This window comes from Protofrankia sp. Cj5 (assembly GCF_917627405.1).
GTDB lineage: Bacteria > Actinomycetota > Actinomycetes > Frankiales > Frankiaceae > Protofrankia.
In genome coordinates, this window is the sequence record NZ_CAKJTO010000013.1 from 25,934 (window position 1) to 47,239 (window position 21,306).

At 68.4% G+C, this 21,306-nt stretch carries 14 protein-coding genes; 8 read left to right on the top strand and 6 right to left on the bottom strand.

The window, feature by feature from the left end; translation table 11 throughout:
• Positions 1 to 24 precede the first annotated feature (24 nt).
• The 5 genes from MJ777_RS05055 to MJ777_RS05075 all read right to left on the bottom strand — a co-directional run bounded on the left by MJ777_RS05055 (position 25) and on the right by MJ777_RS05075 (position 9,785).
• Entirely contained in the window at positions 25 to 2,226 is a 2,202-nt protein-coding gene (locus MJ777_RS05055) for a PKD domain-containing protein (protein ID WP_239373572.1), read from the bottom strand.
• A gap of 79 nt (positions 2,227 to 2,305) precedes the next feature.
• Positions 2,306 to 5,248: a PKD domain-containing protein gene (locus MJ777_RS05060; RefSeq protein WP_239373573.1), complete on the bottom strand. Its 2,943-nt coding sequence runs from the start codon at positions 5,246 to 5,248 to the stop codon at positions 2,306 to 2,308.
• An 80-nt stretch (positions 5,249 to 5,328) separates the two neighbouring features.
• Complete coding sequence (locus MJ777_RS05065) at positions 5,329 to 7,680, bottom strand: transglutaminaseTgpA domain-containing protein (RefSeq protein WP_239373574.1); 2,352 nt, start codon at positions 7,678 to 7,680, stop codon at positions 5,329 to 5,331.
• Positions 7,656 to 8,783, bottom strand: a complete 1,128-nt coding sequence (locus MJ777_RS05070; protein WP_370652647.1) for a DUF58 domain-containing protein — start codon at positions 8,781 to 8,783, stop codon at positions 7,656 to 7,658. The genes MJ777_RS05065 and MJ777_RS05070 overlap by 25 nt, the downstream gene beginning before the upstream one ends.
• Before the next feature lie 18 nt (positions 8,784 to 8,801).
• Positions 8,802 to 9,785, bottom strand: a complete 984-nt coding sequence (locus MJ777_RS05075) for a MoxR family ATPase (protein WP_239373576.1) — start codon at positions 9,783 to 9,785, stop codon at positions 8,802 to 8,804.
• 275 nt (positions 9,786 to 10,060) lie between these two features.
• Between MJ777_RS05075 and MJ777_RS05080 the strand changes: the two genes are divergently transcribed.
• The 3 genes from MJ777_RS05080 to MJ777_RS05090 all read left to right on the top strand — a co-directional run bounded on the left by MJ777_RS05080 (position 10,061) and on the right by MJ777_RS05090 (position 15,940).
• Positions 10,061 to 11,254: a hypothetical protein gene (locus tag MJ777_RS05080; protein WP_239373577.1), complete on the top strand. Its 1,194-nt coding sequence runs from the start codon at positions 10,061 to 10,063 to the stop codon at positions 11,252 to 11,254.
• A 79-nt stretch (positions 11,255 to 11,333) separates the two neighbouring features.
• The gene (locus tag MJ777_RS05085; protein ID WP_239373582.1) at positions 11,334 to 13,916 is read left to right on the top strand and encodes an Hsp70 family protein; all 2,583 of its coding nucleotides are present in this window, start codon (positions 11,334 to 11,336) and stop codon (positions 13,914 to 13,916) included.
• Positions 13,917 to 14,551: 635 nt separating this feature from the next.
• Positions 14,552 to 15,940 (top strand): right-handed parallel beta-helix repeat-containing protein, encoded by a 1,389-nt coding sequence (locus tag MJ777_RS05090; RefSeq protein ID WP_239373584.1) that lies wholly within the window; start codon positions 14,552 to 14,554, stop codon positions 15,938 to 15,940.
• On the opposite strand, the gene nagA is transcribed toward MJ777_RS05090, so the two are convergent.
• Positions 15,930 to 17,150 carry an N-acetylglucosamine-6-phosphate deacetylase gene (nagA, locus tag MJ777_RS05095; protein ID WP_239373586.1) on the bottom strand — a complete coding sequence of 407 codons (1,221 nt, stop codon included), beginning with the start codon at positions 17,148 to 17,150 and terminating at the stop codon, positions 15,930 to 15,932. The genes MJ777_RS05090 and nagA overlap by 11 nt on opposite strands.
• Between nagA and MJ777_RS05100 the strand changes: the two genes are divergently transcribed.
• From MJ777_RS05100 to MJ777_RS05120, 5 genes are all read left to right on the top strand, one after another.
• Positions 17,149 to 18,804 carry an acyl-CoA synthetase gene (locus tag MJ777_RS05100; protein WP_239373588.1) on the top strand — a complete coding sequence of 552 codons (1,656 nt, stop codon included), beginning with the start codon at positions 17,149 to 17,151 and terminating at the stop codon, positions 18,802 to 18,804. The genes nagA and MJ777_RS05100 overlap by 2 nt on opposite strands.
• A 70-nt stretch (positions 18,805 to 18,874) precedes the next feature.
• Positions 18,875 to 19,387, top strand: coding sequence for an NUDIX hydrolase (locus MJ777_RS05105; RefSeq protein WP_239309112.1), 513 nt, complete (start codon positions 18,875 to 18,877; stop codon positions 19,385 to 19,387).
• A gap of 69 nt (positions 19,388 to 19,456) precedes the next feature.
• A complete protein-coding gene (locus tag MJ777_RS05110; RefSeq protein WP_239346118.1) occupies positions 19,457 to 19,693 on the top strand; it encodes a hypothetical protein in 237 nt (78 codons plus the stop codon).
• On the top strand, positions 19,690 to 20,082 hold the full coding sequence (locus tag MJ777_RS05115; RefSeq protein ID WP_239309114.1) for a type II toxin-antitoxin system VapC family toxin: 393 nt from the start codon (positions 19,690 to 19,692) through the stop codon (positions 20,080 to 20,082). The genes MJ777_RS05110 and MJ777_RS05115 overlap by 4 nt, the downstream gene beginning before the upstream one ends.
• 217 nt (positions 20,083 to 20,299) lie before the next feature.
• Entirely contained in the window at positions 20,300 to 21,301 is a 1,002-nt protein-coding gene (locus MJ777_RS05120; protein ID WP_239373590.1) for an SPFH domain-containing protein, read from the top strand.
• Positions 21,302 to 21,306 lie beyond the last annotated feature (5 nt).

A 21,306-nucleotide genomic window follows, 5' to 3' on the forward strand; every position in this document is an offset into this window, starting at 1 on the left:
CCAGCGTGACGCCAGCCTCGACAGCTATTGGCACTCGTCATCCAACGCGCCCTCAGTCGACGGCCCAGAGCCGCTTGAGTTGCGAGCTACCACTGTCACAGTCGAAACTTTGACTCCGTTGTTACATGATGGCGGAGGAAATGCATCAAAAGTGTCAACGGTCTGCGTCGTGAAATGACGTCCAACTAGCTTACCATAAGGATCATAGTAACTCACGAGGTAATCTTCCACAGTTTCGCCCTGTGCAGAAATGGGTGATTCCCAATAAGTTTTGATAACCCTAGTACCATCGGAATTAGTACTTTGCCACACTACACCACGCTCCCCATTAATGTCGGAAAAGGCGATAGCACCAGGGGGTGGGCATTTGCCGTAGGTCGTGGTGGTAGTGGTTTGGCCACCGGGGCCGGTGGCGGTCGCGGTGTAGGTGCGCGGGCCGCAGGTGGCAAGGCTCATAGCGTAGGTGGTTGGCCCAGTAGAGGTAACGGTCTCCCCCGCGGCCAGCGGTGTCACGGCGAGCGCCACCGTGGTGGTAGGACCGCCGTTGGTAGCCGCGGTTACGGTTGCGGTTGTCTTCGGGCCGTTGCCGACCAGCACCACAGAGACGACCGGCTTTCCAGGCGCGGGAGTCTGCGATGGAATAGGAGTGGGGGTTGGTGTAGAAGTCGGACTTGGTGTGGACGTGGTGGTCGGACTTGGCGTGGGCGTCGGGGTGGTGGTCGGGTGGTCGGGACTGTCCGTGGGATGTGGCGTCGGTGGGATCACCGGCTGCGAATCGGGGAGCACGGTGATCGTAGCGGTGGGGGTGGCCTGGCGGCCGTCGGTGAGCCGGGTCTGCGCCTGCACCGTATAGACACCGGGCTTCGGCCAGGAATGGCTGACCTGGACGCCGGAGACAGGCGCCTCATCGCCGAACGCCCATGCCACGGAGGCGACGATTGCGCCATTCGTGGCGACCACCCGCAACGCCACCGGCTGGCTGACGGTGACCTCGGTTGCCGACAGCTGAATTCTGACATCTCCCTTTGTCGATACCGTCTGAGCCGGCTGCGGGGTTGCCGACGGTGACGTGACCGGTGGTCGGGTTGGCGGGGATTGCGGCGGATTCCCCGATCCGGAACCGGGGACGACACCCGCGCCCGGATTCTTCGGATCGTACTTGCGGATCTCCCGAACGGAACCGTCCAGCCGGATGACCCCCGCCCTGGCGGTCGCCGGATCGTTGTAGAACACGAACGAGCCCTGCGGCACCAGTTCGAACCGCGCCGGTGGATCCAGCACTTTCTTCGTGACCACACTCCGGCTGGCGATATCGACCACACTCACCTGACCCGTGGTCAGATTCGGGACGAACACCTTCCCGGCCGCCTCCCGCGGCACCCCCAGCTCATTACCCGCCATTTTCAGGTCGATGACGGTGTTCTCGCAGGATTTCCGCGACAGGTTCGACACGAGCAGCACGCCCCGCTGCCCGGACACCGCGTACACCTGGTCTCCCGTGGCCGACCCGGCCACCCGGACCGTGGTGTCTCCCGCCCGCACATCCACACACGCCACCGGAGCGGAAAGGCCGTCATCGCCCAGTGTCCGAACCGTCCGCGCGCCAACGTCAACGACCGCCACCCGGTTACCGACCGGCACCAGGGCAGAGCGGGCCGGATCAACCGTCCCCGGCACATCGTGGCGGCCGGCGGCGTCCAGCCGGACTATCTTCCCGGTGTCGCCGTCGACCACCCACAGCCGGCCCGCCCCGTCAACCAACGCACCACCCGCGGGGATCCGCGCCGCCAGCGACTGATCGTCCCGTAGCTTCCGCAGCGTCCGCGGATCGGCCGTGCTCACCGACCCGGTCCGCTCCCCGACCGCGAACACCGCCTGCCGCCCGGCATAGACGGCGAACGGCTCGCCCGGATTGCCGAACCGGACCCCGGCCGACACGGCGAACGTGGCACCGTCGACCCGCCGCACACTGCCGTCAGCCGTGCTTGACACGTAGGCGTCCGACCCTGACTGCGTGGCGGCCAGCGCCCCCGCACCGGCGGAGGGAACCGTCACCTGAGTCACCACCTGCGCGGACGACCCGTCCACCAGCGCGGCCTGACCGTTTGACGACACCAGCCACGCCGACCCGTCAGCCAACGCCACCGACCGCGCCGACGCCTTCCCCGACCAGCCGGCAGCCACCAACGCACCCACGATGACAACGCCAGCCGAGACAGCCACCATCCAACGGGCAGCCCACACCCGCCCATGACGTCCCAATCGCCCCATCGTCGTCACCATATTCCCTTATCCAAAGGAGAGGTCAACAGCAGATCACCGTAATGGATGTCTGCGCCGAACTGGTCTTCCCAGCGGTATCAGTGACGTACACCGTTGCGTAATACGTCTTGCTCTTGGCAGTGCCACTCCAATTATAGGTGTGGGGCACAGTCGGATTAGTCTGTGTCACCCGAGGGCTGCCATCACCGAAATCAAACGTGTAGTCCCGGATCGGCGTCGCGTCGTTGTCCGCTGATCCAGACGCGTCAAGGAGGGCCTCGACCGGGGTATAGCCGTTGCCCGCCGGGTTATTCCTGTAGTAGCTCCAGGTAAGCTTCGCCGTCGGCGGCTGGTCCTGCTGAGCGAAGGTCGCCGTTACACTATGATCATTATTCATGATGAAAGTACAGGTACCAGTCCCGCTACAGTCGCCGGACCATCCGCTGAAATTCCACCCAGCTCCGGGCCTGGCCGTCAGCGTTACCTGCTCCCCCGTATTCACGCGAGTTGCGCAACTCGCGCTCGTGTACGTCAATGAGGCGGTCTCACACAGAAGCGAACCGTTAAGATAGACATCACTGGCGCCGCCGTTTATGTTCACGGAGAGCCCGTAGGTACTCGGCCCGGTCGTGTCGAAGCGGGCGGTGACGTTGCGCGCCTTATCCATGGTGACGGTGCACGTCGTCGCGGTCCCGGTACAGTCACCCGACCATCCGCCGAACGTCGAGCCCGATACGGCCGCGGCCGACAGGGTCGCCTGAGTCCCGGGGTTCAGATGCGCCTGGCACACGTCCGGGCAGAACAGCTCGTCGGGGCCGGTCACCTTGCCGGCCCCGTTCCCGGTCACCGTCACCGCGAGCGTGAGCTGCTGCGCGATGTACTGGGTGGTGAACGTGTCCTTCCGGCCGGACGCGTCGGTCACCGTGACGCTCGGGTTATATGTGCCCGGGGTGGAATAGAGATGGGCCGCCGTCGGAGCCGTCTGCTTCCCGGACTGAGCCCCGTCACCGAAAGAGAACTCGTAGCTCTCGATACGGGCCGAGCCGGCCGTCGAGCCTGAAGCATCCGCTATGGCGTCCAACGGCCCGCTCCCCGCGACACGGGTGACCGAGAGCCTGGCGGTCGGCCCGGTTTCGACCGCGCCGACGACGACGGAGGCACTTCGGGCAGCTGTCGCGCCACCGCTGTCGGTCACCGTCAGTGTGACGGTATAGGACCCGGCTTGGGTGAAACGGTGGGTGGCCGTGGCGCCAGGCTGGGGGCCGACCTGTCCGGTCCGGTCACCGAAATCGAAAGTGTAGGTCGCGATCTCCGACGTCCCCTTGGTCGACCGGGACGCATCGGCCGTCACGTCCAAGGGCGCGGGGCCACTCGACGGAGTCACGGTCAGCCGCGCGGCCAGCGTCTCGTTTCCGGTGTTCGTGCGTCCGGTGTTCGTGTTTCCGTCACCGCCCGCATCACCGCCGAGGTCACCGTGGTTGACATCCCTGTTGTTGGCATCGGCACCGGCCACGGTGATCGTGACGGTGGGGGTGACCTGACGGCCGTCGGCGAGCCGGGCCTGCGCCCGCACAGTGTAGGCACCAGGCTTCGACCAGGAATGACTGACCTGGATGCCCGCCCCCATCGCGTCATCCCCGAACACCCACTGGACGGCGGCGACGATGGCGCCGTCAGCCGCGACGACCCGCAGTATCACCGGCTGGTTGACCATGACCTGGGTCGATGACACCTGGATCCGCACGTCCCCCTTGGGCTGTGCCTGACCGGTCGATTGAGTCGTCGCATGTATGGTGGCTTGTGTCTGAGTAGATGAATTTGCCGAATTCCCCGGGCCCGGCCCCTGAACCACCCCGTTGCCAGGATCCTTGGAGCTGTACTTCTCAGTCTTGTGAAACGAACCGTCGAGGCGCACAACCCCGGCCTGGGCACTGCGCGGATCGTTGTAGAACACGAACGAGCCCTGCGACACCAGCTCGAACCGCGTCCCCGCCGAGAGCACCTGAGGATTCGCGACCAAGTGCCGCGCCGCGACATCCACCACGATCACCTGGCCCGCGGTGAAATCCGGGATGAACACCCGGCCGGCCGCCTCCCGCGGCGCTCCCAGCTCATGACCGGCGGCACGCAGATCCACCGCCGTGTCACAGGACCCATGCGACAGATCCGACACCAACAGCACCCCACGACGGCCACTCGCCGCATACACTCGCCCGCCTGAGGTCGACCCGGCCACCGTGACCGTACTGTCGCCGGCCTGCGTGTCCACGCACGCGCCGGCATCGGTGCCACCGTCACCGCGCAACGGGCGCGCCGTCCGCCCGACAACATCCACAAGCACAACCTGATCACCCGACCGCACCAGCATCGTCCGCGCCGGGTCGACAGCGCCCCGCCGGGTGTGCCGCCCGCCGCCGTCAAGCCAGATCAGATCACCGGTGTTGCCATCCACCAGCCACAGCCGCCCCGCGGCATCCACCTGCGCCGCCCCGGGCAGTACCCGCGCGGCCAGCGACTGCTGCCCCCGTACCGCCAACGTGACAGGATCAGCCGTCGTCACCAGACCCGACTGCTCAGTCACCGCATACACCGCCTGCCGCCCCGGGTACACCGCCACCGCCTGCCCCGCATTAGCAAAACGGACAGCGGTGGACACGGCGAACGTGGCCCCGTCGACCCGCCGCACGCTCCCGTCCGACGCGTTCGACACGTACGCGTCCGCGCCGGACTGCGCCGCGGCCAGATCCACACCACCCGCACCGACCTTCACCTGGGCCACTACCTGCGCGGACGACCCGTCCACCAGCGCGGCCTGACCGTTCGACGACACCAGCCACGCCGACCCGTCAGCCAACGCCACCGACCGCGCCGGAGCGTTCCCCGACCAGCCGGCAGCCACCAACGCACCCAGGATGACGACACCGGCCAGCGCCGCCGGCACCCAACGCGCACCCCACGCCGGACGCATCAGCCGTTGCGGTCGCATCCCCGTCACCTCACGTCAACCTGTCAGAACATCTGACCATCAGAAAATCTGGACCTCGGAATATGTCGGACAAACAACCATCAGCCACCGCCGGGAAGCAGCGGCCTGGGATCGAAGAGCGCCCGCACCCGCCGCGGCAGCCCGCCCGCCCGGTTCAGCTCGCGGGCGGCGAGCCGGGTGAGTTCCCAGGCGCGCCGGGCGTCGGCCTCACCAGGTTCGATCTCGGCGAACAGCGCCGCGTTCACCACCGGCACCAGCTGCCCGACCCGCTCCCCCGCCTCGCCCACGGCGCGCAGCTCGCCGGCCCGCTCCACCACGTCGCGCGTGGTCAGAGTCCGCGACCTGGGCAGGCCGCATTCGGACAACCTGTCCCGCACCTCACGCCAGGCGCCCCCGACCCGGGCGGCCGGCGACCCGAAGCGTTGCCGCCGCCGGCGCCGTCGCGTTTTCTCGCCCACAATCAGTAGCAAGAACAACACAATGCCAAGAAGAACGGCGAGCCCGAACCAGGCGGTCGTCCGAGCCGCACCGCCGCCGCCCCCACCACCGGGCGCACCGGCGGGGGAGAGTTCTGGCTGAATCACCGGCGGCGCCGGCTCGGCCGGGGACGGGGGCGTCTGGCTCGCCCCGCCGCCGCCGGAAGGGTTCGGATCGGGCGGCGGCATCCGCCGCAGATCACGTACGTCGGTCGGCTCGAAGGCCACCCATCCGAGGCCGGCGAGGTTGACCTCGGGCCACGCATGAGCGTTACGGGTGGTCACGGTGAAGGTGTTCGGCCCGGTCGAGGAGCGCTGGTCAAGCACATAGCCGACGGCGACGCGGGACGGGAAACCCGCGATCCGCGCCATCAACGCGAACGCGGCCGCATGTTGCTCGGCATAGCTGCGGCGGAACTGTGTGGTGTCGACATCGAGCATCCGGACGACAGCGCCGTAGGAGTGACCAGGCGCAGCCTGAAGATCATAGGGAAACCTGGCCGGGTCCCGAAGATAGTCCTGAATCCTGACAAGCCTGTCATATGGGTTCTTCGCGCTGTCAATGATGCCGTCGGTCAGCTGCGTCAGGCCGGTCGGGACGACTCCCGGTAGCGTACGGTAACGGCGAACGGATGGATCATCCAATGGCCTGGCCGCCGCCTTCTCCGCCGCGGTGGGATTGGGAACCACCGAGCGCAGCACGTAACGCAGGCCAGGCGCTGGGGATGTCGTCATCGCCAGCACACCGGAATCCGGCGCGAACGCCGCCGTTGCGCCCACGCCGCTGCCGCTGCCGGCGATACTGACGGGACGTCCGAGCGAGGGCAGGAACACCCCGTCAAGCCGGTCGACGGTGACCTCGGCGTCCACGGTGGTGCCGTGCGTGGTCTCCTTGGCCAAAGCGTCGGGCAGCGTCCGGCCGGTCGCCACATAGGTCGCGCCGTCTGTCCAGCTGGCGCCGTCGAAGTCGCCGAGAGCGGCCGTCCGGATGCGGTCCACCGCCACGGGCGCGGTCGAGGCCAGGTGGACGGTGAACAGCGTCTCCACGGACTCCGCCAACAGCTGGCTCTTGACGTTCACCAACGGGTTCAGCGCCGAGGACACCGTGACCGGGGGATGACGGTGGTCACGCGGATCGAAACGGTCAGAGCCATCCGCGATCGGAAGGATCATCGTGCCGAGGGTGCCGACGGCGGCGAGGACGACCAGCACCGGGATCCCGAACGCCAGTCGGCCAGACGTCAGCTGGCGCAGGCGTCGCCCGCTGCCGGTAGCGCCGGCCCCGGCGGAAGCGGTGGAGCCGTGCCCGGAGGCCCGCACGAGGGCCAGCGCTCCCCCGGCCAGCAGGATGGCGCCGGCCAGCCACACCTGTGACCGCCCGCGTGCCGCGACGGCGAACAGACCGGCGGCGAACGCGACGATCGGCGGCAGCAGCGGCGCGAGCACGACGCCGGTCCGCAGCGCGAGGACGACCGCGACGGCAGTCGCGACCCACAGCAACAACGCCGGGACGGTCAGCAGCTCCCCGGTCGGGTCCGCCGGGAGGCCCACGGTGAGCATGCGCGCCCAGCCGTCACGCAGCCCGCGGCCGAACGCCGAGAACAGCGAACCCGGCAGCCCGCTCCCCCACTGGGACGGGAAGAGCGCGAGCAGGCTGAACAGCAGGCCAGCGCTGGTCGCCACCACCAGCGTGACATCAAGGCGGCGGATCCGCACCGACGCGAGGGCCGACACGACCGCGGCGAGCAGGACAGCGCCACCGAGCGGTACAAGATAGCCGGCGCCGGCGAAGAACGGGCCGAACACCATGGCGACGAGCAGCATCACAGCCGCGACAAGCAGAACCTGGCCGATCCGCGCCCCTGCCGGCCGCGGCTCACCCCGCGCCGGCGGCACCGGCGGCACCGGCGGCACCGGTGACCGTGCCGCGCTCACCGGCGTACCCTCGCGTTCCACCCGGCTGCGAAATCCTCGCTGGTCCGCACATTCACGACCATCGCTCCCTGCACCGAGGGGCCGGGCCGCGCGTGCTCCTCACCGACCTGGACGAGGCTCGCCATCGTGAACCGGTTACGGACCGTGGAAATGCTCGCGAGCATCCCCGCCGGGGCCTGCCCGGTCACCACACCGAGTGCCACTCCATCGTCCGTGGGCAGCATGCCCAGCAGCGCCGCGAGCCCGGGGTCGTCATCGGTGACGCGCACATCAGCGAACAGGTCAAGGATCGACGCCCGATCGATGGCCGCGCGGTCAGCCACCGCGCGCAACCCGCCGGTGGTCCGTACCTCGACCGGAAAGCCGTGGTCACGGGCAGAGATCGCGAGCGAGGCTGCGACGCGCACCGCGTCTTCGAAGTAGTCCTGGGTGTAGGGGGCGGTGCTGGTGTCGAGCACCACCATCAGCCGCGGCTCGTTGGGCACCACGTTGTGACGGACCATGAGCTTTCCGGCGCGGGCGGTCGACCGCCAGTGGATGAGCCGCAGATCGTCACCGCGGACGTATTCCCGCAGGCTGTGGAAGGCGACTCCGCCGAGCGGCGCCGTGCTCGAGGTCGGCCCGTCCATGTCCCGGGAGCCGCCGGTGGGCAGCGGTGCCACCAGATGCAACCGTGGATGCACTGTGAGTTCTGACGGGGAGGCGTAGGAACGCCCGACATGCATGAGCCGCAGCGGGTCGCTGTGGCCGATCGTCAGCGGACCCACCTGGTACACGCCACGGCGATCCGTCGGCAGCGGGTAGGCGGTCGCGAACGCGCGCCCCGGCCCCAGACTCGGCAGCGACACCGCGACGTGGCGCTCGCCCACGGCCTCACTGGCGAGGAACGGAGGGCTGCGGCGGCGCGCGGCGTTCGTCACGGTGAGCAGCCCCCGGGCGCCCTCGCCCTCGGCCACCCGCAGCGGCTGGATCTCCCGGACGACCATGATGTCCGGCGTCATGATCATCCAAGCGGCCGCGAGGAGCAGCGCGGCGAGGCCCCCGAGCGCGAACACGACCAGCTCCGGGTAGTCCAGCAGCGCGCCGGAAAGCCCGAGGACGACCACCGCCACGGCCACGGCCACGCCGGACCTTGTGATCATTTAGTGAGCCACTCGCTGATCCGGCACCGGTACCGACGCCGTGAGCCCGCCGAGAAGGCTTTCCGCGGTGCTTCCGGCCAGCTCCGCCTCGGGCTTCACCAGCATCCGGTGACCCAGCACGAACGGGACGAGCGTCCGCACGTCGTCCGGCGTGACAAACGACCGGCCGTCGGCCGCCGCGTGTGCCTGCGCCGCGACCGCGAGCGCGAGCCCGCCGCGTGGGCTCACCCCAAGGCGCAGCTCAGGCAGCCGCCTGGTCGCCGCGGTGATCGTGACGATGTAGCCGAGTACGGCCGGAGAGAGATGGACGCGGCGCGCGATGTCGGTCATCCGGAGCACCTCGCCGCTGGAGAGCACCGGGTTCACTTCGTTGAGCGTCTGGCCGCGGGCCCGGTTCTCCAGGATCTCCACCTCGGCCTCGTGGCGCGGATAGCCGATTCCCGTCCGGATCATGAACCGATCGATCTGTGCTTCGGGCAGATCGTAGGTACCGCCGTGCTCCACCGGGTTCTGGGTGGCGATGACCATGAAAGGCCGGGGCACCTCGTAGGAGGTGCTGTCCACCGTGACCTGGCGTTCCTCCATGACCTCCAGGAGCGCCGCCTGCGTCTTCGGCGAGGCACGGTTGACCTCGTCAGCCAGCACGATGTTCCCGAACACCGCGCCGGGCCGGAACTCGAACTCCCGGGTGCGCTCGTCCCAGACCTGCACCCCGGTGACGTCGGTCGGAAGGAGGTCGGGGGTGAACTGAATCCGGCGCATCCTCCCGTCGTCGATCGAATTCGCGATGGCCTTGGCAAGGGAGGTCTTACCGACCCCGGGAACATCGTCGATGAGCAGGTGGCCCTCGGCCGCCATGCACACCAGAGCAAGGCGGATCACCTCTGGCTTGCCCCGCACGAAAAGCTCGACGTTACGAACGAGCTCCTCGTACCGTTCGGCGAACCAGGCGACTTCGGACGCACTCGCCGACGGGTCTGTCATGGACTTCCCCCCAAGAATCACAAGACAACGCGATGTTAGCAGGCCAGCGAGTACGCGATCACGGTTTTTTCACGCACGCGGAGACCCCGGAAGTGTAGGAGCCGTCCCAGCCGTGCGGCAGAAGCCAAAAGGGCACAGTTACGCGCGCTGTCGGGTGCTCCCGTGGTACCGGCAGGTGACCGATGCCGGCCCGCGCCTGCCAGCGGCGTCGCGCGGCCGTATGGTCGAGTCATTCCATCGCCGGTAACGGGCGGGGCGGCACGGGCGGAGCTGGTATGGATCCGGAACTTCGTCTTCACCACACCCGGTTACAGGTCCGGCCGGGTGAACAGGCACAGACGACAGCGACGGTCCGCTACGACGGCGACCTCATCGAGCAGTACACCTTCGACGTGCTGGGCGCGGCGGCGCGGTGGGCCGACGTCGTCCCGCGGGAAGTCTCGGTCACCCCCGGCGTCGAATACACCGTTCGCCTGCTGTTCCGGCCGCCGGCCGGCCCAGGGGCACCCGTGGGAAACGTGCCGTTCGCGTTACGGTGCCGTTCACGGGAAAACCGCGGCTGGGTGGCTGTCGAAGAAGGCGACATCGCGGTCAGCGCGCTTCACGAGATCACGGCCGCGATCACCACGGTAAAGGTGCGGCGTGGACGGTGGACAGCCCGTTGGATCGCGCGGTTCGATAATCGTGGCACCGCCCCGGCCCGGCTCTGCCTGTCTGTTCCGGACGGGGACGGCGCGCTTGGCTTCGCCCTCGCCCCAAAACAGCTCGACATCGCACCCGGCGGGTACGGCGAAGCCTTTCTCAAGGCACGGGCGGTACGCCCATTCCTGCGCGGCACCGTGGCACGCCACCCGGTCCGCCTCGGCTACGCCCGGATGGACGAAACCGATCAACAGAGTGCCGAGGGCTGGCTTGACGCCGCCTTCGAACAGCTCCCGGTCCTGCCCCGGGCCGCGGTCAGAGTGGCCGGGGTGGCGCTGCTGGTCGGCGTGGCCGCGGCAGCGGGCGCGGTCCTGCTCGGACGAGTCGCGACCAGGACATCGGAGCCAGCCGCACGGATGACCGCGTCCTTCGCGCCTGCCGGCCCGACCACCGCAAGCCCCGGTGCCGCTCCGACGGCCAGTGCCAGCTCGACCAACGCCGCTGAACCAATAGAGCCGCAAGGGGCCTATGTCATCTTCCGCACGTTCCCAACCGACGACAAGGCGGCAACCGACAGACAGGCCGCCGAGCAGTTCACCAGCGACATACAGCAGGTGCCCGGCGTGGGAAAAGTTCAGCTGATGGACAGCCGCCGGTCCCAGCGGCTTCACGAACCGCCCGGCGAACCCGGTGTGGGCGAGTACGTGGTCCTCAAAGACGGATTCGCCGGTTATGCGGACGCGACGGGTTACTGCGCGAAAGCGCTGCCTGCGCTTCGGCAATCCATGAAGAACGCTTACTGCATCGTCGTGGACACCGCCTCATGACTGTGCACCCCGGCAGCGCCCGCCGCTGCGCTCCTCACTCGCTCACACTCCCTACGATGCTCGCCTCGGCCGCCGCCTCATGACTGTGCGCCCCGGCAGCGCCCGCCGCACGGCCTATGCGCTCGGGATCGACGTCGGCACCACGTTCACCGCAGCCGCGCTCTGGCGGGATGGCCGAGCCGAGGTCGTCGACCTCGGTGAACGTGCCCGAGCCATACCGTCCGTGCTGTTCCTGCGCGCCGACGGGGTGATGTTGATCGGAGAAGCCGCGGAACAGCGCGCCATCACCGAGCCGTCCCGGGTGGCCAGGGAGTTCAAACGCAGGTTCGGCGATGACGTACCGGTACATCTCGCCGACACCCAGGTGGAGCTGCCCGCGCTCGTCGCCGACATGATCCGGTTTGTCGTCGGCAAGGTCGTCGAACAGGAGTCGCAGGCGCCGGCCCGGGTCATCCTGACGTGTCCCGCCACCTGGTCGGGCCACCGTCGGGACCTGCTGGAACAGGCCGCCGGCCTGGCCGGGCTCACCGAAGTCGGGCTGCTCCCGGAGCCGGTGGCGGCGGCCGGGCACTACGCCGCGCAGGACAGGCTCGACCCCGGCGATCTGCTCGGTGTCTACGATCTCGGCGGCGGCACGTTTGACGCGACGGTGCTGCGAAAGACCAACGGCGGCTTCGAGCTGTGCGGCGAACCCGGCGGTGACGATGACATCGGCGGTATCGACATCGACGACGCTGTCCTCGCGCACATCGCGCGGACGATCGGCCCGGCGTGGCAACGCCAGGACCTCACCGATCCCACCACGGCACGGGCGGTTGCCCAGGTCGAGGCTTCGGCCGTGATGGCCAAGGAGACGCTGTCCGTCGATACCGAGGCCGAGATCCAAGTGATCATCCCGGCTTGCAACCGCACTGTCCGGATCACCCGTGACGATCTGGACGAATCCATCCGGATCATGGTGCTGCGGACCCTCGATACGTTCCGGCGGACCTGCCGGGCCGCCGGGGTGGAGCCCATGGGCCTCAAGCGCATCCTGCTGGTCGGTGGGTCAAGCCGCATTCCCCTGGTCGCCCGCATGGTCGAGCGGGAGTTCCGCGTGCCGGTGGCGTTGGACGCGCATCCAAAGTTCGCTGTCTGCCTCGGCGCGGCGATCGCCGGCGGGTCCCGGCTGTCACGACAACCGCCGGGACTCCGGCCCGTGACACAGCCCTCCGCTCCCCGGACCGATGTCGATGTCGATGTCGAGGCCGAGGCCAACCCCGTCCCCGTCCCCGACGCGGGCAGCGCCGGCGCGGGCAGCGACACCATCGCCGACCTGGCCGCCGGCCTGCTGGCGCCGCTTCCGCACGCTGGACGGCCAGCCGTCGCCGTCGAGGTCGACCTCGCTCAGGCGGGCCTCGACGAACCGTACGACCAGCCCCTGGTACCGGCGCGGGTGCGCGCCCGTGCCGGCCGCCTCACCGACCGGGACGAGCCGCTGCGCGTGCGCATCGGGGCGTCGGACGAGGTCTACCGGAAACAGAGCCGGCGGGTGGCCCGGGTGGGTGCGCTGGTCGCGCTGGTGGCGATCGCGGCGATCACCGCTGCTGTCGCGGTGAGCGGGCGGTCGGCACCACCCGTCCAGCCTGCCCCCAGCCCTGGCGGCGGCGCACCGGTGCCGGCCCCCGCGTCCTCGACGGTCGCCCGGCTCACGGGAGGCCCGCTGACGCCGGATGCCGCGCCCGGCACAGCCGTGTACGGGCTCACCGGCAGCCCGCACGGCGCTCGGGTGGCTGTCGGCAGCGGGCCCGGAGATCCCGGCGGCGGGTCCGTCAGCGGGCCTGACGGCGGACCGGCGGCGTGGTTCACAGACGGAGCTTCGGGCTGGGCCCCCGCCGCGATCACTTCCCCCGCCGGTTCCGGGCCGGGCGCGATCACCGGTGTCGCCAGCGTCGGTGGCCGGCTCGCGGCGGTCGGGTGGACAGCGCCGGCGGGCTCGGGGCCGTCCCAGGCCGTGCCGACAGCCTGGGACTCCCCGGACGGGCGGGCCTGGCGGGTGGTCGGTGGCGATCTCACCGGCAGCCCGGGGCAGCTGCGCGATGTGGTGGCGGTGACCGGCGGGCTGCTGGCTGTCGGCATCGACCGCGGTACTGATCGTGACGGAGACGGCGCCGTGTGGCGCTCCACCGACGGCCTGGCCTGGCGGCGGGAAACGGTGACCGGAGCCGGGGGGCCAGGCACCCAGATATTCGACCGGGTCGTGCTCCTGCCCGGTGGCGTGCTGCTCGCGGTGGGTCAGGAGCCGGAGGGAGCAGGTACGTCAGCCCACTTCCGGCGGTCAGCGGACGGGAGAAGCTGGCAGGACGTTCAAACCGGCCTGCCCGCCGACGCGGTCGTCACGCTCCTGGCTGCCACGGCGGACCGCCGTGTTCTTGCCGGCGGGTCGATCCTCGACACCCCCGGCAGGCGCCGGCCGGTTGTCTGGCTCTGTGACGAGCAGCTGCGGGACTGTCAACGGCAGGACATCATCGCGCCGCCCGGAACACCGGACGCCACGCGCAATGACATCAGGCTCAATACAGCATCGGTCACCGGCGCAACCATCGTCGCGGCCGGCACTTCCGACGCCGCTGGCATGCCCAGAGCGTCAGGATGGACCATCGCGATCGACCAGCCCCGCTGAGGAGGGCATCAGCGGGATGGCGGTCGATGCGGGCGGGGGCAGCGGGGGCAGGCTGTCGGGCAGCACCACATCCGAGCCACAGCTGGCGCAGGTGAAACAGGTGGCGGCCATGCCTGCTGCCGTCGTGGTGGGCCGAGCGCCACGGCCAGCCCGGCCCCGAGCGGCAGCTGCTGGCCAAGTTCCGCGGCTACATCGGCCCAAGCGCCGCGCAGATGTCCATGTGGCGCACCTATGGTGTGCCACATGACGCAAATATCTGACCAGCCAGCCGTACGATACCAATAACATTGGCTGGCGGCTCGACCAGCTGAACAGAACGTTGTTGAACGAACCCGGCCATCGACTCCGTGGTTCAGTGCGTATCGTTCGCCCGAAGCAGATCAAAGAGGCATCCCATTGAGGGATGCGATCGCCCATCGCATGGAACACCTATACTCTCCCTGCCTCAACACATCGAGATGCGAGGGACGTGTATGTTCGCGGCTTTTACGGGCGGGAGCTTGGTCCAGCGGACGGCCCAATCCGCATCATTGCTCTTCGTAGGAGCAATACTACTTTTGGTAACCGCATGCCGGAACCCCGTCCAGCCATCCGCTCAGCTCCCCGCCCAGCCATCCGCGGGGGAAGCGCAGCTGGTGTTCTCCGGTTCCGGCGACCTGTCGAGCGACGTTAAAAGCCTCGACAACCAGGCCCTTCCTGCCGCTTCGACCTTCTACGCGGGGCTCGCGGGCACAGATGACGGAGCGGACATCCGCTTCACGCTTGACGGGAAATCCCTCACCACGGTGAATCCTGGAGTTGTGAAGGTGGCTGGCCTGGGCGAGGGCAAGCACTCGCTGATCGCGGAGACCTACGAGAAGGACGGGGACCAGTCCCGGCGGACACACCGTTCCCGGGCGAACTTCCGGATAGGCGAAGGCACAGCCGGCGGGACGGCCACGCCCTCGGCAGCACCGGGCCCGGACCAGGAAGACGGCTCCCAGTCACAGTCCTCGCCGCCCGTGCCGGCCGCGCCGGCGCTGGACCCAGTCGCGCCTGGAACGGAGGTGACGGTGACCAATGTCACGAGCCTGATAGACGCGCTCAACACCGCACACCCGGGAATGACCATCACGATGGCCGATGGCCGTTACTCGGGCAAGGACGCGAAAGACTACAATGCCAAGAGCAAGCCTAGTGGTACCCCGACGAGCCCGGGGCGATTCAACATCCGGGTCTCTGGCACCGAAGCCGCACCCATCACACTGCGTGGATCCCGTAACGCCGTACTCGACGGCGGTGGCGCGGGCGGAGGTTACGGCCTGAACCTCCTGGGAGCAAGCTACTGGAAGCTCCAGGGGTTCACCGTGACGGAAGCGACCAAGGGTGTGGTGCTCGACGGTTCCAGCCATGTGACGATCGACGGTCTGTACGTTCACGACGTCGGGCAGGAAGGCATCCACCTGCGGGCTTTTTCCAGCTACAACGTGGTGACCAACTGCCTGGTGGAAAACACGGGGGTAAAGACCCCCAGCTTCGGCGAGGGCATCTACCTGGGCTCCGCCGTCTCCAACTGGGGTCGTTACACGGGTGGCAAGCCGGATACGTCCGACTACAACCAGGTGATCGGAAACACCATCCGTCACACCGGTGCCGAGAACATCGACATCAAGGAGGGCACGACCGGCGGCGTGATCCAGAACAACTCCTTCGACGCGGTCGGCATGTCGGGGAGCTGGGCGGACTCCTGGGTAGACGTGAAAGGCAACAACTATATGATTACCGGTAACAGGGGTACGGTAAGCGGGCCGTCGGCACTCAAGGACGGCTTCCAGACCCATGTGATCACAACCAACGGTGAGTCACTGGGCTCCGGCGACGGAAACGTCTTCGCCGACAATATCGTGGACCTCGGCGGAGCCACCGGCGTCGGCTTCTGGATTCACAATCCGAAAACGACAAACAACAAAATTGACTGCGCGTCCAACAAGGTGACCGGAGGTAGTGGTTTCGCCTCCAAGGACGTGACCTGCGTCAATCCATGACCGGAGCGCCGTCCGCCGCCGCGGGGCTGGTGGAACCGCGGGGCACGAAACCCCGGGGCTGCGACCACACCCCGTGGGCCATGACCCGGACAAGGCGAAAACCAGCGTCGAGGACCACGAGGTCGGCGTCCAGCCCGGCGGCGATCGCTCCGCACCTGTCGGCCAGGCCGAGCACACGGGCCGGGTTCGTCGCCGCCGCGGCCGCGGCCGCCTCGACCGGCAGGCCCGTGTCGATGACCGTGCGGCGCACCGCCTCGTCCATCGTGAGCGTGCTGCCCGCAAGCACGCCCGAACGCGCGAGCCGCGCTTGGCCGCCGCGTACCCGCACAGCCTGCCCACCGAGGACGTAGTCACCGTCACCGACGCCAGCCGCATCTATGGCGTCGGTGACCAGGACAAGCCGGTGCCGATCGCGGGCGGTCATCCGCGCGACGGACGGGTGCACATGGACACCATCATTGATCAGCTCACAGGCGACGCCGGCATCGAGGGCGGCTCCGACCGGGCCAGGCTCCCGATGATGCAGCGGCCGCATAGCGTTGAACAGATGAGTGGTCAGGCTCGCGCCGGCCGCGAACGCGGCGGCTGCCTGCTCGTAGGTGGCGTCGGTGTGCCCGACGGCGGCCACGATCCCGCCCGCCACGGCATCGGTGATGATGTCGAGGGCGGCGGGCAGCTCGGGCGCGACCGTGATGGCCCGCAGCGCGCCCCCGGCCGCCCGGACCAAGCTGGCGAACACCGCCCGATCCGGGGCGAGCAGATGTTCCGGGGCCTGCGCACCGCAGCGCGCGGCCGAGAGAAACGGCCCCTCCAGATGCGCCCCGACCACATGGCCGTCCGCGCACGCACCGCGCCCGACCAGGCCGGCAGCCCATGACAGCTGCTCCGCGAGCCTGTCGGCAGGCGCGGTCACCAGCGACACGAGCGTGCGGGTGGTGCCGTGCGCGCGGTGGAACGCCACCGCCGCGGCCATCTCCGCCGCTGAGGTGGCGACGTCGTGACCACCGCCACCGTGCACGTGCAGATCGATGAACCCCGGCAACAACCAGGCACCGCCAAGATCTACGACCGGCTGTCCAGCCCGGCCCGCCGGTCTGCCAGCGCCGACCGCGGCGATGCGCCCTCCGTCAACCTCGACCCAGCCTGGATCCAGGACACCCTCCGGAGTCACCACTCGGGCTCCGGCCAGCACACACCGTGACATACTCATGGGCATCCTCAAAACCGTACCGGTCAAGGTCGACTACCTGGACGCTGGCACATCGTCAACCGAGGGAGACACATCCATGGCCGGTACCTTTCGGATGTCGTACGCGCAGGCATGTGCCGAGCACCGCTGGGACGTTCCCGAGCGTTACAACATCGCGGCCGACGTCTGCGACAAACATCCCCGCGGCAAGCTGGCGATGGTCTACGAACGTTTCGACGGATACCGCGCCGATGTGTCCTGGGGCGAGCTGCAGGACCTCGCGGCTCAGGCAGCGCACGCCCTCACCGCGGCAGGGGTCGCACGCACGGACCGCGTGGCCGTGGTCCTGCCCCCATCGCCGGAAACCGCCGGGGTGTTCTTCGGCGTCTGGAAGCTCGGTGCGCTCCTGCTGTCGATGAGCGTTCTTTACGGCGACGACGGGATCCGCCACCGGCTCACGGATGCGCAGGCCGCCGTGCTCATCACCAACAGGGCCAACGCACCCCGCTTCGCCGGGATGGGCGTGCGTGTCCTCGTCCTGGACGACGACCTGCTCACCGGCCACCCCACCGAACACGAGACGGTGGACACGCATGCGGACGACCCGGCGCAGCTGTATTACACCTCCGGCACAACCGGCGTGGCCAAGGGCATTGTGCATGCGCACCGCTACCTCCTTGCCCACAACGAGTTCGTCCACTGCCACGACGTGCGCGACGGTGAACGTTTTCACGGCATGGGTGAATGGGCGTGGGCAGCCGGCATCGCCCCGCTGCTGGGCCCCTGGCGCCTGGGCGCGGTGCAGTGCGTCTACCAGCGCGAAGGCGGTTTCGACCCGCACAGGCAACTGGGCTTCCTCGCCCGGCACGAGGTGACGAACGTGTTCACCACGCCGACGGCGATGCGGTCGATGATGGGCATCGCCGACGCCGGCACGCGTTATCCCCAGCGGTTGCGCATCGTGTGCTCCGCTGGCGAGCCGCTCAACCCGGAGGCGATCCGCTGGTTCCGAGAGCAGTACGGCGTCACCGTCCTCGACTACTACGGGATGACCGAGAGCTATCCGATGGTCGGTAACTACCCGTTCATGGATGTTCGGGACGGCTCCATGGGCAAACCGCTGCCCGGCTGGAAGGTGGCGATCCTCGACGAGAACGGGCGTCCGGTGGGCCCGGGCGAGCGTGGCGAGATCTGCCTGGAGTCACGCTCCAACCCGCACTACCCGCTCGGATACTGGAACCGCCCGGACGACACCGAGCGGGTGTTCGGCGGCGAGTGGTTCCACACCGGTGACGCGGCCAGCCTCGACGAGGACGGCTACTTCTGGTTCGAAGGGCGCGCCGACGACCTGATCATCGCAGCCGGCTACCGGATCGGGCCGTTCGAGGTGGAGTCCGCCTGCCTGGAGCATCCGGCGGTCGCCGAGGCTGCTGTGATCGGCGTCCCGGACGAACGCCGAGGCCACGTTGTCAAGGCCTTCGTCGTGCTCGCCGACGGTCACGAGCCCTCGGCGGAGCTGGCCAGGGGGATACAACAGCATGTCCGTGACAGGCTCAGCGCCTACGCCTACCCACGTCTGATCGATTTCGTCGACAGCCTGCCGAAGACCCTCACCGGCAAGATCCGGCGTATCGAACTTCGTCGTGCCGGACAGAACGACGCCCGCACGACGTAATCCGGTTTCAGGATCCGGGGCTCCCACCACCGGCGGCCCAATGGTCATGGGGCAACTAGGGTCATAGGGCATGACCAGCGGACGACTGCCACCGGCCGAGTTCTACGCGACGCTCCCCCACTCGATCGCGGGGGCCGCTGCCCTCTTTCACGATCCCGAAGGCCGGGTCCTGCTCGTCCAGCCGTCGTACCGCGACGACACCTGGCTCATCCCCGGCGGCCACATGGATCCGGGTGAGTACCCGTGGGACACCGCACGGCGGGAGATCAAGGAAGAACTCGGGCTGGATGTCCGCCCTGGACGGCTGGTAGGAGTCGACTGGGTACCGCCTCAGGAGGACGGCAGGCCGGCGCTGGTCAACTTCCTGTTCGACGGCGGACCGCTCACGGCAGACGACATTGAACACGGTCTGTGCCTGCAGGCGGACGAGCTCACCGCCTGGCGGCTGTGCGCCCCCGACGAGTACGACCAGTTCCTCGCCCCGTACATGGCCCGGCGCATCCGTGCCTGCATGCACGCCCTGCGCACGGGTCGGACCGTGTACCTCCAGCACGGACGGCCACCGCAGGCCCCGACGGACTGACCACCGCCGCAGTCGATGGTCACCTACCGCTCGCTTGCCATTGGCTGCCGCTAGCAGCATAGTGCTGCTATGGCCACTGCGATCACCATTCGGGACGTGCCCGACGAGACTCGCGACGAGCTTGCCTCCCGGGCTGCGCTCAGCGGCCGTTCGCTGCAGGAGTACGTGCGTTCTCAGCTGATCGAACTGGCCCGGCGGCCGGACGCGGAGGTGCTGCTTGCACGGATCCGTGATCGCAAGCAGCGCGTTGGCAGCCGGCTGTCGGCGGAGTCGATCCTCGGCCACCGTGACGCCGACCGCCGGTGACCCTCGTCATCGACTCCGGTTTCGTGGTCACGGCACTCGTCGACAGCGGCCATGTTGGAACCTGGGCGGACCACCTACTCGCCACCGATGACCTGGCCGCGCCCCATCTCATGCCGGTGGAGGCCGCCAATGTGCTGCGGCGAGCTGTCATGGCCGGCGAGATCACGGCGGATACCGCGGCCCTGGCCCATGCGGACCTGCTGAGTCTGCGGGTCGAGCTGTTCGCCTACGAGCCGTTCGCCACAAGGGTGTGGGAGCTGCGGGAGAATGTCACCGCCTACGACAGCTGGTACGTGGCACTCGCCGAGTCGCTGGACGCGAGGCTCGCCACGCTGGACCTCCGGTTGACGAAGGCCGCGGGACCGCGCTGCGCCTTTGCGACCCCGTAACCGCCCCGGCTCATCGGGCCCTCCGGACGAACATATCCCCCGCGCTGATCACCGCTCACACCCGCGGGGCTCACCCCACCGTCACATAGTTCCGGTATAAAGCAGACGTTTTCGGCTAGTATCGGTGGGGCTGTTGGGCGTCCGCCAGGGCTGTCGGGCGTGGCGTTGACTCCCATACCTACACAACCATGATCGGGGGGCGGTGCCGATGGCAGGAATGGGCGCGCAGAGGAGGATCTTCGTCAGGATTATCGCTTTCCTTACCGCGGGTATCGTCACCGTCTCTCTGCTCGTGCTGGGCCTCAGCGCGCTCGGCTCGTTCGACAAGACCACCGGTGGAGAGATCGCGGTGATACGCAACGGCGGTCCGCTCGACAACCACCGGATCAGGCAGATCCTCGACCCCGCCTCGGCACGGACCTGGATCGGGCTGTATTCCGATGCCCACAAGTATCCCGCCCAGCAGCGTTTCTACACGATCACCGCCGACCCGAACCGCGGTGACCGCACGGGCGAGGACGTGGTACGGGTGCCGTCCAAGGACGGCGTCGAGATGGGCATCGAGGGAACTCTCTACTTCACCCTCAACCTCGACCACGACACAATCCGCACGTTCGACGACAAGTTCGGCACCCGCAAGTTCCGCAGGCTGGCCGGCAACGACTACTACGCCGCGTACGAGGGTGACAAGGGCTGGTCGGCGTTTCTCGACACCATCATCCGGCCGGTGATTGACAACGCCCTGCGGCAGCAGGTGAATACCTTCGACTGTGCCGAGCTCGTCTCCAGCTGCGCGCTCGTCCAGCTCGGCGCGAACCAGAGTACCGGCACCGGCGCGCCGCCGGCCGTGGCCGCGGGGTCGAACAACGCCAACCTCGCGAAAGTACAGACCGCGATCAATGAATCGCTCGCTCGGGACCTCGTCGAAACGCTGAGCGCGCCCTTCCTTGTCGACCTGAAATTCAACCTGGTGCGCATCACGCTGCCGCAGCAGATCCAGGATGCCGTGAACAAGGCACAGGCCGCCTTCGCCGCTGTCACCGAGGCACAGGCAAGGGTGGCGCAGGCCCGCGCGGACGCCGAGGCCAACCGGGAACGCCAGGCCGGCTATGCGCAGTGCCCGGCATGCGCGGCGATCGACCAGCTCAAGGCCATTCCACCGACGGTGACGACCTTCGCGCCGGGTTCCGGTTTCGCGATCACATCTCCTCAGCGGTAGCGCCA